Below are 14,307 nucleotides of genomic sequence, written 5' to 3' on the forward strand. Positions count from 1 at the left end.
TGATTGTGCCACGGAATGGGGCTGAAGGTAAGGAAAGTCCTTATCTACCCTTACCTCCCGCACTCACTACACTGCCAACCACCTATTTTGGTATTGAGTATTTTCCATATAACAACAAGTACCAACCACAGCCCCGTGGTAACAACCGTAAGAACCAAGTGTATAAGCAGCATAAAGCCACTGGTTCGGCTATTGTTGCGCTGATGTTTGGTGGTTTTTTTGCATTTAAAGCAATGCTGTAATTTTTCTTCAATTACCCTGGCCACGTTATTCTCCCCAAAATAAGTTCCAGCTGTTTAAAGCAGCTTAACATTTATTCAGCAAGTGTAAGGCAAAGGCGCGACTTTATATGTCGAGGCAGGGTTTTAGGCCGCGAATTCGTTAATTAGCATCTTGAAACCTAGATTCAACTAGCTACGTGAGCTACAGGCCTAGTTTTTGGCTTTAACTACACGCAACAAGGCTCATAAATCACCTATAATCTCTCGCGTAAAGTTTGATTTTAGATGAGGCAACCGACTTTGCTAAGTGTGATTCTTAATGAGTAAATGCGCCCCACCACCCTTGGTGTACACAACCTGATTTAAGTAATTCTTTTTAACCAGCTTAAGGAAGCCGTTCATGGAGAGCATTAATAGAAGCCATTATCATGGGCTAGATTTGCTTCTTTGGGGCATTCACAATGAATTTGGAAATGGCTATTTTATGCCTGCAATATAGCCACATAGTTAAATACAAATTTCCCTATCATCAGAGCATTGAGTTGGGTGAATTCCTGTTCGAGCTAACAAACGAGCCTTTTCAGTTGGCTGCTCAGCAACTTATAAATTCTAAGTGCAAAAAAACATCCTACGTTTACAGCTGGCTTGTGTCGAGTGCATTTGCCAGCGCTAAAATGGTGCTTTGAACTTCAGGATCACCCTCTAGGGTAATAACCGCCCCATTTTTAGTGCGAAATTTCAATTCAAACTGGTTGTTGTCAATTTTTTGAATGGCTTGCATGCCTTGTACTTTTATTAGCCGGCCCCCTGCTAAGGTAAGCACCGAGGGGTTGCTTAACATCATGTGAAAACTTTGCAGTGCCATGGGCGATTCAAGGGTAATATTTACGTACACACTTTGTGTATTGTTGTAGTAGCGATGGGTAACTGAAAACATGCTGCCAAAAATAGACGCGGTAGTTACATCTGAAGGCTCTGCTTTCCACCCTGCTGGCGCTGGCGGGAAATAGTTTTTTACTTGCTCGGCTTTTTCTTGGCGAATTAGCGCTGCGGCATAGTCGAGCTGGGCGGCGGCTGGTAATAATTCATTGGCTTGATACTGCGCTTTAGCGCTGGCTATGGCTTGGTTAATGTCGGCTTCACTGGCAACGGCTAAAGTGCTTATGCAAAGCAAGCAGGCCGCAAACAACTTAGGCTGTACGTTCATTTCTATAAATCCTTTTATAGCTAATGGGGTTGTTCATTATAACCTGCGGGTAAAAAGTAACTGTTTTTATTTATACAGCTAAAGCTGATATTATGTGGCCCTAAAAAGGTGTGCCTGCTACTTACCCATACAACCTCGCAAGTTGTACATTTCCAATTGGAACATTATGAAAGTTATCAATCGGCTTTACCTAGGTTTTGCAGTTTTATTGCTAATTATGTTAACCGTAACCCTTATCGGGTTATATAAAATCAACATTGCTGACAATAGCTTAACCAAACTTTCTAAACAAACAGCGGTGGAGCAGCGTCAAGCTATTAACTTTAGGGGCAGCGTACATGATAGGGCAATAGCCATTCGTGACGCTGTTTTAGTTGGTAATGTGCAGGCCTCTTTAGCTTACCAGGCCAATATAGTAGAGCTTGCTCGGTTTTATCAAGCTTCAGCTGCTGTTCTTGATCAAATGTTCGCCCAGCAAAAACACTCAACAATAGAAGTGGAAATGCTTGGCAACATTAAAGAAACTGAGCGCAATACACTTGCTATTACTGCCAGGTTGCTTGATTTTGTTAACAACAACCAGTTTGAGGCCGCCAATAGCTACTTACTTAGCCATGCTTCACCCGCATATACCAAGTGGCTTGAGCAAATAAACATGCTGATTGATTACCAAGAAGCTGAAATTCAAACATTGGTAGCTACGGCCGTAAATGAAACCACTACCTTTCAAATAACCATGTTGTTTTTAACTGTGCTAGCAATAATTATAGTTGCCGTTGTTGCTGTAAGTGTTGTTCGTAACTTAAAAGGTATTATTGGTGGTGAGCCTGAAAAAGCGGCTTTAATTATTCAAACCATTGCCTCGGGCGACTTAACGGTAAAAATTGAAACAAACACGAATAGCATTTTAAGTGCTGTTGAAGATTTACGTAGCTACTTAACTGAAATTACAAAAAGCTCTATAAACACTGCAAACAAGCTAACTTCCGCTTCAAAGAATTTGTTTGTAACGGCGCAATATAATGAAGGCCTTACCAACAACCAGAAAAACTCAACCGAGCGTGGTGCGCAAGCAATTGCCGAAATGGCTCATGCCGTAAACAATGTGGATGAATTAACAAGCGAAGCTGCGCTGTTAACCAAAGCGGCAATGTCTGAATTTATTGCTGGCCAGGCCGAGGTGGATAAAACACAGTCTAGTATTACCGACTTGGCTAACAAAGTGGTAGAAGCTGCTGAAGTTATTCACCACCTTTCTGAAGACAGCAAAGAAATTAGCCGTGTAATGGAAGTTATTGAAAGCATTGCAGAGCAAACCAACTTGCTGGCATTAAATGCCGCCATTGAAGCAGCCCGGGCCGGTGAACAAGGCCGTGGCTTCGCAGTTGTAGCTGACGAAGTACGTAACCTAGCTTTAAGAACACAAGATTCTACCCGTGAAATACACCTTGTTATTCAAAAAATGCAGTCGAGTTCAGACAGTGCCGTTGCGGTTATGAGTCAAGGTCAAGAGCAAGCAAAACTAAGTGTTACTCAGGCCAAATTAGCCGGTGATGCGCTCATTGCTATTAACCAATCGGTAACTCGAATTACAGATATGAACCAACAAATAGCAGCAACAACCGATGAACAGTCTGCGGTAGCTCACGCAATAAGTAACAACTTTGGTGAAATTACAAGCTCTGCATTAGAAGCAGAGCTTGAAGCAAGTAAAATTACCGCCGCCAGCAAAGAGCTTGAAGAGCTCGCTAGAATGCTAGAGCAAAACGTGAAACAATTTAAAACTAAGTAGTTATCACCCATTGTCGCAATGGCAAAAAAAAGCCACCCAAAAACAATGTTTTCGAGTGGCTTTAAACTACCTTAATGGCTAGTAGTTATTTTCTCTGTTTTCCCGCTCTGTTGTTTGCTGTGTTGCGTTAGGCTGCACCAGCGGTAAGCGGTGCTGCTTCATAAAGGCTTCCGACTTGGTTGCCTTCACTTTACCGCTAGCAAGCGATGGGCTAACTTCGTCGTAGCTAATGTCAACAACCCGTAAGTTGTCTATAACCCAACCGCGGAAACCGTTGTAAAGCGAATCTATGGTTGAGAAAGTGAAACGAATACGTATTTCACTGCCTGCATAGCTGCTTAGATCAAGGGTTTCATTGGCCCATACTGGCATACGGTTAAACCCAGCCGAAGAAAACGGTTTTGCGTCTCGGTCGGAGTCATTTGGGTCGACGTATGGGTTCAGGGTGCGCACGGTTATGAAGTTTTCGCCGTCTTGCGAAATAGCGATGTGCATTAAGTCGAACCCATTGCTGTTCGGGTTCACCGACTCAATTTCCCACCAGGTTTGTAGGTCTAACTGTGGGTTGCTGGCGTCGCTTAAACTAATAGGCGGTGACGTTAGCGTACCATCGTTCGACGATACAGACATACCCCCACTTAACGGGTAGTCCCCTTCTCTTTGAGTGCCTATAAAGGTGCCAGTGTCGGCTTCGCCATACCACCACACAAAGTTGCCATGTATTGCTTGGGGTAAATAGGCGAAGTCGCTTAGCTCGTCGGGCGCAAAGGCAACATAACCTCCTTCCACCAACAGGTTGTACAAGCTGTTGCCCGGTAAGGCTTCAAGATGCCACATGCCGGTTGCTTCCCAACCACCTAAGCCGTCTTCAAAGCTACTTTCATAAATAACCCCTTCCGTGTATATCACTTCATTTAAACGGAAGTTTTCAGCGCGGTCGAGGCCTGCCAACACAATTACTTCTTCACGTACTACCGTGCTGTGCATACTGGCGCTAGCTTCCATAATAAAGCTTGGAATAGGCTGGCCATTTGACGCTGTTTTAGAAATGTTAGAAATAACATATTCACCGGCGCTGTTGGTAACTGCTGAGGCAAAGTACCCGTTGGTTTGTTCGCCACCAGAAATTCGTACCGAAGCGCCAGCGATTGGCTCGTCGTTTTGGTTTACTACCTGGCCACTAATAGAGCCTACCAAGCCTGATTCGGTGCTGGTCATGTTGATATACACCCACTGCGGCTCTTCCACTGAAGTGGCAAAGCCTACCGCGCTAGACTGGTAGTCGGGCGAAGACGCATATACCGAATAGCTACCTGGCTTAAACCAAGCTGGCTTGGTGCCGTCGCTATTGGTGGTAGCGCTTTGGATAAACAATTGACCACTTTCGGTGGCAATTTGCAGCTCGGTGCCCGCTAACGGTGCTAGCGATACGGTGTCGCGGGTAACAAAGGTAACCTGCGCCATTTCATACGCGTAGGTTCGGCTGGCATTAACCAGCGTGTTGTTTTCAAGGTCGAGCAGTTCTACGGTTACATTCAGCCGATGCTGCGTTGACAAGCCATCAAAAACGCCACCAAATGCAGCTACGGCCTCAGCTCCACCTGAGCCCGAGTCAACTACTTGCCAGTAGCCGTCACTCACGTAGCTTTCTAAGTTCCATTCATACGACTGCAGGGCTAAATTACTGTCCATGCTGGTCATTTCAAACTGCGTTAAGCTAGTGAATGGGTCGAGCATGGTATGGTGAATTGACACCTTGCCGTTAATAATTTCTTGCGCCAAGTTTACGGCATTAGCAGCATTTAGAATGGGTATAGGGTTAGGCAAGTCGACCAACTCAGGCGCCCGCCGCCACTACAACTATTCACATTGGCATGGCGCTGAGTAATAAAGCTGTCGGCACTGTCGATAAGTATTTGCCGCACCTCACTAGCACTAAACCCAGGGTACATACTATAAATAAGCGACGCTGTGCCTGAAACCACTGGCGCTGCAGCCGAGGTGCCATTAAAGCCACCACTGAAACAACTACCATAGGTGTCGCTGCCGCTTTGGTAATAGTTCGACACCCCGTCGGTTACCGAGCCTACGCCTAAGTATTCCGTTGGGGCTGAAATGTCTACGGTGGTACCAAAGTTACTATAAGGCATTAATACGCCGTCGCTGCCATGGGCAGCAACCACCATAACGTTGCTTAAAGGCGAATAGCTACCGCTGTCGTTAAGGTGCAATGCGCCGTTTTGGAAAGTGGCTGGGCCACCGTCGTTACCTGCGGCCCATACGTGTAACAAGCCAGCCGTGTGCAGTGCTATTTGGCGGAAACTACGGCTAAAGTAAATACCTTCGTTTACTGAAGCAGAGCCGTTCCCCATTGGCCCCCACGAGTTATTCACTACTTTTATTTTATTTAAGTCGTCGGTGTCGCTTTGCGCTAGTGCTTCTGTATAGCTGTGCACTCCCCAACGCGCCAACACGGCTTGCGACTGATGGTTAATACCGGTTACGCCTACACCGTTGTTACTGGCACCAACTATAGCTCCTGCGGTGGCATTACCATGGGCCGATTGGCCGCCGGTAAGAATGTGGCTAAAGCGGCCGTCTATTTCTTCGTGGGTGCTGTAAAAACCTGCGTCGACAACTGCAATACGCACATTGCTATTACCGGTGGTTGTTTCCCATGCACCAACTAAGTTAGCGCCATATTCTGCTTCAAGCTGCCAGTTACTACCGCCGTCGCCCCAGGTGTCGCCGTCGTCGGGCAAGCCTAAAACAAAACTAACGTCGGCATTAGCCCCAGTGTGTACACGTTGGTGCACACCAGCAATACCTGGTTGTAGTTTTAACACTTCAAGTTGTTCACGGGCCAGTATTGAATTGGAAGTATATTCAATTAATAAGCCTTGGGTGTTGTCGTAACTAACAGGCTGTAATTCTGAATAATTGTCGGTAATGAAAGTGCGTAGGTCGTTTTCTGCTAGGTTGTCGCTAACCACCCACGACTGGTTAAGCACTACCCCTATTACTTCATCAAGTGGGGTTACACCGTCGTACCCTTCTAGTGCGGCTGGATCTGGCTCGGGTACATTCGAGGTTAACACCGACAAGGTTTGCTCGGTTAGGCCCGAGTGCGAGGTAACTTTAATGTCGTAGAAGGTGCTAGCCGCAATAGTAAATTCAATTTCATTGCTATTTACTTTATTAAACGCAACTTGGCTGCCACTGGTGCGGTCGACCACTTCCCAGTTGGCCGTTTGAAAGTCTACGGTGCTGTCTAAATGCACCGTTAAGGTGTCGCCGATGGCACGGGCGTCTCCTGCAACCAGTGCAACCCCAGCTACTTCTGGTTGTTTCGGATGAACCGTTACTGTAACTTCGTCGGAAGCGGTGGCCCCATTAGTGTCGGTTACGGTTAAGCGAAACACTAAATTGGTTACTGCGGCTACTTCTGGCGCAACAAATTCTAGCGTGTTGGTGGTCGGTGCTAGTATAACAACGGCTGGGCCACTTACTTGCTCCCATAACCAACTGGCAATGCCTTCGTCGTCTGAAGCTGTGCCTACTATAGTAACCGTGTCGCCCGAGTCGGCATTGGTATTGTTACCGGCATTACACTGTGGTGGTTGGTTTGCTTCAAATTCTGCAGCAACGGTACAAGCGCTGGTTATAGCACCGGTAGTAAAGGTATTACCGGCATAGCTACCGTTACAGCCTTGGGTGCTAAGTAAGCGAAATTGGGTTGCTTCCCAGCTTAAGGTAAATGCGGTGGTGTCGCCGTGTTCAACGGTAGCACTGGCTGGCGACCAGGTGCCGCCTACATTTACTTGGGTGCTAACGGTGTAACTTAACTTACTAAAGCTAGCAGTAACCTTACACGCGCTAGTTATAGCGCCGGTAGTATAGGTGGTGTTGCTTAACGAGCCACCACAACCGGTTACACTGGCTATTTTATAACCGGCGTTGGGCGTAACGGAAATAGTGCCTTTTTTGCCTGCTTCAACTTGCTGGCTGGTAGGTGCTACGGCCCCACCTGCCCCTGCTTCGGCGGTTACTGCGTATTTCGTTACTTCTTTTGGTTTTTCGGTTTTACTGCCACCGCAACCCGCCAGCAGTGTTGTTGCAGCAACGCCAATAACAACAAACCTTAACGTGCGAGCCGCTTGGTTCATTAGGCATTTTAGGTTGTTCATAATTAGATTGTTCATAACAATATCCCTTTATGACTGTACCAATGCTCTTGCCACCACCCGAACCATAACTTATATAATAGTTCACCTTGTTTATTGCTTAATTCAAGAGCCACATAGTATGTAATGCAGGCAATAAACCAACAAATAAACAGCATTTGCGAATAAAAAGTAATCAGTTAGTTTTTGTGGTTAAAGTAAAGTGACTGGGCCTTGGGCAATAAATTGCTCGAAGTCTTTTGGAATTAACGGCTTAGAAAATAAGTAGCCTTGAATATAGTCACAGTTAAGGGTTTTAAGAAACTCAAGCTGCGCTTGGCTGTCAACCCCTTCGGCGACGGTTTTAAGGTCTAAACTATGCGCTAAAGCAATAGTGGCGCGGATAATATGTTCATCGGACGTTCGTTTGCCAATACCAATAATAAAACTGCGGTCTATTTTTAATTGGCTGGCATCAATGGCTTTTAAGTTACTCATTGAAGAATAACCGGTACCAAAGTCATCGATGGATAAAGCAATGCCGGCTTCATTTAACTGTTTTAGGTTGTCTTTCACTTTGTCTGAATTTGTCATTAAGGTTGTTTCGGTAATTTCAATACAAAGTTGCTCAGCGGGAATTGCATAGTGTGTCATCATACTTATCATGCGTTCAGCCAAGCTGTCGCGGGCAAGTTGAACGGCAGAAATGTTCATTGAAACTTTTCCAAATTGAATGCCGCGGCGGTTCCAATCGGCCATTTGTTGAAATTGATTTTTTATTAACCAAATGCCAATGGCAATTATTTGCCCTGTTTCTTCAGCTAAAGCAATAAATTCAACGGGCGACACCCATTCACCTTTGGTTGTTTGCCAACGCATTAAGGCTTCTACGCCATAAACATGGCCTGTCGCGGTATTTATTTGTGGTTGGTAACGCAAACTAAAGCCTAAGTCTGAACTAATCGCAAGCTCAAGCTGTTGTTGAAGGTAAACACGGCGTTTTATAAGCGCATCCATGGCTTCATCAAAAAAACGAAAGGTGTTTTTACCCGCCTGCTTTGCACGGTACATCGCCATGTCGGCTTGCCGCATCATTTGCGAAACGTTTGATGTTTTACTGTTACCGGTGGCGATTCCTGCACTGCAGGTAATATTTATCACCACATCATTACGATGAAAAGAATGAGTAACCGACCTAACAACTTGGCTTGCAAAACTCGTTAACTGCTCTCGACTCGCCACTTTTTTTACTAATATGGCAAATTCATCACCACCAAGCCGAACCAGTAAATGATTTTCATTGATTAAGCGCTGCAAATTTGAAGCCGTGTGAATTAACAGGGCATCGCCTGCTTCATGCCCCATGGTGTCATTGACGTCTTTAAAACGGTCAAGATCGAGAAATATAACGCCTACTTCCGTGTGTTCATCGTTATAGGTGAATGTTTGTTGTAAGTGCCGCTCAAAATAGCGTCGATTTGGCAAGCCAGTTAAAGAGTCATGGTCGGCTAAATAAAGTGCTTGTTGCTCGGCGTTTTTACGGGCGGTCACGTCTTCATGCACAGCAATAAAGTGTTCTATATTACCTTTAGCGTCCAGTATGGGGGTAACGGTTTGCTCCACCACCATCGTATGGCCAAGTTTATGTCGATTAATGACCTCGCCCCGCCAGCTATTACCAGACAAGATTGCCTGCCATAACTCATGAAAATAGTCTTTCGAGTGGCAGCCTGAATTTAGCATGCGAGGGTTTTTGCCTTGCGCCTCTTCAAAGGAATAACCGGTAAGATTAGTAAAGGCGTTGTTCGTCCAGTGTATTTCTCCATGCGTGTTGGTAATAAAAATAGCATTGGCGGTACTTCTAATGGCTGCACTTAATAAATGTATATCTCCTTGCGCTTGGTTTCGTTTCTCTCGCAACACGGTAATGATCAAGGTGGCAATAATAGTAATGATTGAAATGATTAGCAAAAATAAGCGTAACCTCCGTTCATCTTGTTTCCAAGCTTCAAGAGCCATGTCTTCGTCAGATGTAAGCACAATAATAAAAGGCAATAAGGACGTTGAACGATAGCTAACGAGGTAGTTACTTTCACCAATTTGTGTACGATATTGGCCCCAGCTTTTTTCCATAACTTGGCTTAATAAATAAGAAACTTCTGTTTCAACAGTTCCAGTTTTAAGCAGTTGTTCGCCGTCGTAGCGATACAAATAAACCGAAGCGCCTAAGGATTCAGTAATTGAGGCAAACAGGTTATGAAAATATTGAGGGTTGATTGAGGCAATAAGAACCTGTGCCAGCTGGCCCTGTTGATCTCGTACGGGCACGCACATGGGTACGTACTCATGCACTGAGTGGGCTGCAAATGAGTCCACGGGATAACGCCCCTGTTGCGGGAGCTCAATTAAAAACTCTGTCAGCGGCTCATCTCTAAGCGTTTCAATACAAGAGTAGGCAACTAAACCGCCCTTTGCTTTGGTTACGGACTCAATAACAAGACCATGAACGTCAACCAAGTCAATGGCGCGCAGTTGGGGAGAAACCCGTAATTGCTCTTTCAATACATGATTGATGTCTAATTCGGAATAGAGTTGAGGCATGTTTTCAGCTAGGGTTTGCATTGAGCTATTCACCGACTGAAAAGAACGCACCACAGTGTCTTCTAATGCGTGCAGCAATACCGAATTCGTTGTTTCTTGCTCTGCAAGACTTCGCTTTACCCCCTGCTGCGCGGTTTGTTGTAGCACAAACCAAAAAAAGAGCAAAATAAACATTGCTGTAAAAACGACCCATTTTTGTCGGGAAGGTGCACGTTTCAATAAAAGAGCGGTAGTAGACAACACTGATTAATTAATATCCATTAACAAAACTTAAAGTAGCAGCTCATTCTATTATCCTCTAACATGAACATCAGTACGAGGAGTCTCTATGAAACTAGCGCTTAGATTATCTTTAATAAGAAGTAATTGCATTAAACACTCGTTTTCCACCCTCTTTTTTATACTGGTATTTAATATAATATTTAATAGCAGTGCCTTTGCGGTTTCCGAACGTGAGCAAAAAATAGTCGAATCGGGTAAATTAAGAGTCTGTATTTGGCCTGATTATTTCTCTATTTCCTACAAAAACAAAAAAACCGGTCAGCTTGAAGGGATTGATATCGACTTATCGCAAGAACTTGCCCAAGACTTAGGCGTAACCGTTGAGTATGTTACCACGCACTTCGGTATTTTTATGCACGATTTACAACAAGACAACTGTGACATTGCCATGTTTGGAGTGGGTATAACCGACAACAGGGCTGAGCACATTAACTACAGTGAACCCTACCTCAGCAGCAGTATGTATGCCATTGCCAGTGACGCAAACCCTATTGTTGTGAGCTGGGAAAGCATGGACCAACCCGGTGTTATTGTATGCGTGCAAGAAGGCACCTACATGGAACAGGCCATGCGCGACTACTTACAGCATGCTGAGTTAATGACCGTAGTGCAAAGTAGCCAGCGTGAAATTGAAGTGCGCTCGGGCCGTGCCGATGTGTTTATTGCAGACTACCCCTATGGCCAACGAACGTTGCAAGTATACGATTGGGCGAAGCTATTAAGCCCTGAACAGGCCACCGAACAATTTCAGTACGCCTATGCGATTAAAAAAGGCGAGGCACAATGGCTAGACAGAGTTAATGTTTTTGTACAGGCTATAAAAGCTGACGGCCGCCTAGAACACTATGCCAACAAAAACAATTTACGCCCCATTGCTTTGATTGATCCGTAACTAAATCAGCAACTCAATATCGCACCAACAGAGGAAAACTAACGATGGCGAAAGTACTTAAAGCCAAAGAGCACGATATTGGTGGGTTAAACGTAAAGCGCGTGTTACCTCATTTTGAAAAACGTATGGTGGGTCCGTTTATATTCTTCGACCAAATGGGTCCGAATGACTTTCCTGCCGGCCAAGGTATTAACGTGCGCCCTCACCCACATATTGGCTTGTCGACCTTAACCTATTTATTCGATGGCAGTATTTTACACCGCGACTCGCTGGGGAATAATTTAGAAATTCGCCCAGGCGACGTGAATTGGATGACATCGGGTAAGGGCATTGTGCATTCCGAGCGGGAAAGCTTTGAAGTGCGAGCTAACCCTCACTCTATAAGCGGCTTACAATGTTGGGTAGTGTTACCCGAAGCCATGGCCGAGCTAGAGCCTGCTTTTAGCCATACTAAAAAAGACGACCTACCCCACATTACCCATGAAGGCGTTATGATGCGCTTAATAGTGGGCGAAGCCTATGGTTTAAGCTCGCCGGTTAAAACTTATTCGCCGATGTTTTATATCGATGTGGTGGCCAGCAAAGGCAGTGTGATTGAACGCCCTAATCCTGACCAAGAAATGGCAGTTTTTACTGTGTGTGGCGAAGTAACCATTAATGGCGAAACCTTTGGCACCAACAAATTTATATTACTAGAGCAAGGCGACAATGAAATAACTCTGGCTAACGACGGCCGCTTTATTATGTTAGGCGGTGAAAAGTTTGAAAAAGTACCTTTTATTCATTGGAACTTTGTTTCCTTTAGCAAAGAGCGCATTGAGCAAGCCAAAGATGATTGGACTAACGGTCGCTTCCCCAAGATTCCGGGCGACGACAAAGAGTTTATTCCGCTTTAATTGAACGGCTACTCATCGACAGTGCCAGGAAAGGTAAGAGCCAGGAGAGATAAGAACCATGAGAGAAAAAGTAGAGTTTGTTAGTAATGGCCTGCGCCTTGCGGGCTTGTTAGAGTCGCCCACTAAAAACGTGAAGGCCTATGCGGTATTTGCCCACTGTTTTACCTGTGGCAAAGACATTGCTGCGGCTTCTCGTATTTCTCGGGCGTTAGTAAAAAAAGGTATTGCCGTGCTGCGTTTCGACTTTACCGGCTTAGGTAATAGCGACGGCGACTTCTCCAATACTAACTTTACTTCTAACCTAGACGATTTAAGAGCCGCAGCTGCGCACTTAACCGAGCACTATTTTGCCCCGCAGTTGTTAATTGGCCATAGCTTAGGTGGTGCTGCGGTGCTTGCGGTTGCTAACAGCATTGAGTCGGTTAAAGCGGTAGTTTCTATTGCGGCTCCGTCGAAGGCCGAGCATGTGATTCATAACTTTGCCGACCACCTTGACGAAATTAAGCGCGACGGTGTCGCCACAGTAAAACTTGGCCCGCGGGAATTTGAAATACAAAAACAACTAATTGATGATTTAAGCGAAAACAGTCAACACGACTTTGTGTTGAAAGGTAAGTCGTTATTAGTGCTCCACAGCCCTATGGACACTGTGGTTGCTATTAACCAAGCAGAAAAAATTTATAACAGTGTGAAACACCCGAAAAGCTTTATTTCACTGGATAAAGCTGACCACTTTTTAACTAACAAGTCGGATGCTGAATATGCCGCCGCGGTGATTAGTAGCTGGGCCGATAAATACATTGAATACAGCAGTGAGCATGTGAAGCGCGCCCCGCTTGCCCCTAGCGGTAGTGTGGTGGTGTCGGAAAAAGATCATAACTTTACCCTTAACGTGGTAAGCGACAGCCATTATTGGTTGGCCGACGAGCCTGAAGCGGTAGGCGGTCAAAACCTTGGCCCAGACCCGTACGATCACCTGTTGGCTTCGCTAGGTGCTTGCACCGTAATGACCTTACGAATGTATGCCAAACATAAAAAAATTCATATCGACGACATTAGCGTTACCTTAAGCCACAGCAAGAACTACCACGAAGACTGTAAGAACTGCATTGAAACAGACGGCCGGGTAGAACTGATTAGCCGTAAAATTAAAATTGTGGGTGACATTACCGAGCAAGAGCGCGAACGGTTTTTAGCCATTGCCGACAAATGCCCGGTGCATAGAACCCTGCATAGCAAACTTGTTATTGAAACCGTTGCCGAGAAATAGAATGCTTAGAGTAACCTTAGAGCAATGGCGAATGTTTCGCGCTGTGGTGCAGTACGGTGGCTTTAACCAAGCCGCCCAAGCTATTCATAAAAGCCAGTCGAGTATTCATGCGGCGGTGAGTAAAATTGAAAAATCTTTAAACGTAAAGTTATTTTATGTTGAAGGGCGTAAAACCCTGTTAACCGAAGCCGGCGAGCTAATGCTGCGGCGGGCGAACTTTTTACTTGATGAAGCAGCCAAGTTAGAAGTGGTGGGCCAAACCCTGGGCCAAGGTACAGAAGCAAGCTTACGTATAGCGGTAGATGAAATGTTTCCCCATGCCGTGCTATACCAGGTATTAGAAAGCGTTTCTGCCCAGTTTCCTATGTTACAAATTGAACTGGTTGAGTCGGTGCTCAGTGGTGCTAGCGAACTGATTAACAATGCCCATGTAGATATTGCTATTTCGCCGCTGGCCTTAACCGACGGCTTTAGCGAGCAGTTATGCCAAATTGATTTTTTAGCCGTGGCCAACCCTGATCACGCCTTACATGCGTTAAATAGAGAGCTAACCGAGCAAGACTTAAAAAGCCACCGCCAAGTAGTAGTGCGCGACTCGGCTCTCTCTAACCGTAGTGATTCAGGCTGGCTTGGCGCGAATCAACGTTGGACAGTAAGCCATTTACGCACCTCGATTGATATGATTTGTAATGGTTTGGGCTTCGCCTGGCTGCCCATTAGCTCTATTCAAGACAAGTTAGATACTGGCGCATTAAAGCCTTTACCTTTGGTGCATAACAGTAAACGCACGATGCAACTTTATTTGGTATTTAAAGATGGCGACAATCTTGGCCCTGCAGCAAGCGCTTTTTTAGCTGAACTTAGATATCGCTGCGAATAACTTTTCTTAACCGCAAACACCACGCCCACTTCAATCATTCGTTTAAAGCGAACATAATGAGCTAAATTAGATGATATTATTCGCCTTAGGTGAACACTAAACT

At 45.3% G+C, this 14,307-nt stretch carries 10 protein-coding genes; 6 read left to right on the forward strand and 4 right to left on the reverse strand.

Translation table 11 applies throughout. The features are described from left to right. The first annotated feature begins 5 nt into the window (after window positions 1-5). Window positions 6-242, forward strand: coding sequence for a hypothetical protein (locus M1L23_RS15070; protein WP_420840624.1), 237 nt, complete (start codon window positions 6-8; stop codon window positions 240-242). A gap of 613 nt (window positions 243-855) precedes the next feature. On the opposite strand, the gene M1L23_RS04380 is transcribed toward M1L23_RS15070, so the two are convergent. Next, window positions 856-1,428, reverse strand: coding sequence for a hypothetical protein (locus M1L23_RS04380; RefSeq protein WP_252625899.1), 573 nt, complete (start codon window positions 1,426-1,428; stop codon window positions 856-858). A gap of 166 nt (window positions 1,429-1,594) precedes the next feature. On the opposite strand from M1L23_RS04380, the gene M1L23_RS04385 reads away from it, so the two are divergent. After that, complete coding sequence (locus tag M1L23_RS04385) at window positions 1,595-3,220, forward strand: methyl-accepting chemotaxis protein (RefSeq protein ID WP_252625900.1); 1,626 nt, start codon at window positions 1,595-1,597, stop codon at window positions 3,218-3,220. Between the two features lie 78 nt (window positions 3,221-3,298). Here M1L23_RS04385 and M1L23_RS04390 read toward each other — a convergent pair whose 3' ends face one another. The 3 genes from M1L23_RS04390 to M1L23_RS04400 form a co-directional block, all read right to left on the reverse strand. Next, entirely contained in the window at window positions 3,299-5,056 is a 1,758-nt protein-coding gene (locus M1L23_RS04390) for a carboxypeptidase regulatory-like domain-containing protein (RefSeq protein WP_252625901.1), read from the reverse strand. Then, on the reverse strand, window positions 5,023-7,422 hold the full coding sequence (locus tag M1L23_RS04395; protein WP_252625902.1) for a S8 family peptidase: 2,400 nt from the start codon (window positions 7,420-7,422) through the stop codon (window positions 5,023-5,025). The genes M1L23_RS04390 and M1L23_RS04395 overlap by 34 nt, the downstream gene beginning before the upstream one ends. A 174-nt stretch (window positions 7,423-7,596) precedes the next feature. Further along, window positions 7,597-10,158 carry a bifunctional diguanylate cyclase/phosphodiesterase gene (locus M1L23_RS04400; protein WP_252625903.1) on the reverse strand — a complete coding sequence of 854 codons (2,562 nt, stop codon included), beginning with the start codon at window positions 10,156-10,158 and terminating at the stop codon, window positions 7,597-7,599. A gap of 154 nt (window positions 10,159-10,312) precedes the next feature. Between M1L23_RS04400 and M1L23_RS04405 the strand changes: the two genes are divergently transcribed. From M1L23_RS04405 to M1L23_RS04420, 4 genes are read left to right on the forward strand one after another with little or no spacing between them, the layout of a single operon-like run. Further along, window positions 10,313-11,158: an ABC transporter substrate-binding protein gene (locus M1L23_RS04405; protein ID WP_252625904.1), complete on the forward strand. Its 846-nt coding sequence runs from the start codon at window positions 10,313-10,315 to the stop codon at window positions 11,156-11,158. 44 nt (window positions 11,159-11,202) lie between these two features. Further along, window positions 11,203-12,054, forward strand: coding sequence for a pirin family protein (locus M1L23_RS04410; RefSeq protein ID WP_252625905.1), 852 nt, complete (start codon window positions 11,203-11,205; stop codon window positions 12,052-12,054). A gap of 58 nt (window positions 12,055-12,112) precedes the next feature. Beyond that, window positions 12,113-13,324 (forward strand): bifunctional alpha/beta hydrolase/OsmC family protein, encoded by a 1,212-nt coding sequence (locus tag M1L23_RS04415; protein WP_252625906.1) that lies wholly within the window; start codon window positions 12,113-12,115, stop codon window positions 13,322-13,324. A 1-nt stretch (window position 13,325) separates the two neighbouring features. Then, window positions 13,326-14,204 carry a LysR family transcriptional regulator gene (locus M1L23_RS04420; protein ID WP_252625907.1) on the forward strand — a complete coding sequence of 293 codons (879 nt, stop codon included), beginning with the start codon at window positions 13,326-13,328 and terminating at the stop codon, window positions 14,202-14,204. Window positions 14,205-14,307: the final 103 nt, after the last annotated feature.

The sequence above is a fragment of the Aliidiomarina quisquiliarum genome (genome assembly GCF_023922585.1).
Taxonomy (GTDB): domain Bacteria; phylum Pseudomonadota; class Gammaproteobacteria; order Enterobacterales; family Alteromonadaceae; genus Aliidiomarina; species Aliidiomarina quisquiliarum.

Coding starts and splice junctions, on each gene's coding strand:
- M1L23_RS04405 (WP_252625904.1), top strand. CDS start 10,313: ATGAAACTAGCGCTTAGATTATCTTTAATAAGAAGTAATTGCATTAAA.
- M1L23_RS04380 (WP_252625899.1), bottom strand. CDS start 1,428: ATGAACGTACAGCCTAAGTTGTTTGCGGCCTGCTTGCTTTGCATAAGC.
- M1L23_RS04395 (WP_252625902.1), bottom strand. CDS start 7,422: ATGAACAATCTAATTATGAACAACCTAAAATGCCTAATGAACCAAGCG.
- M1L23_RS04400 (WP_252625903.1), bottom strand. CDS start 10,158: ATGTTTATTTTGCTCTTTTTTTGGTTTGTGCTACAACAAACCGCGCAG.
- M1L23_RS04385 (WP_252625900.1), top strand. CDS start 1,595: ATGAAAGTTATCAATCGGCTTTACCTAGGTTTTGCAGTTTTATTGCTA.
- M1L23_RS04420 (WP_252625907.1), top strand. CDS start 13,326: ATGCTTAGAGTAACCTTAGAGCAATGGCGAATGTTTCGCGCTGTGGTG.
- M1L23_RS04410 (WP_252625905.1), top strand. CDS start 11,203: ATGGCGAAAGTACTTAAAGCCAAAGAGCACGATATTGGTGGGTTAAAC.
- M1L23_RS04415 (WP_252625906.1), top strand. CDS start 12,113: ATGAGAGAAAAAGTAGAGTTTGTTAGTAATGGCCTGCGCCTTGCGGGC.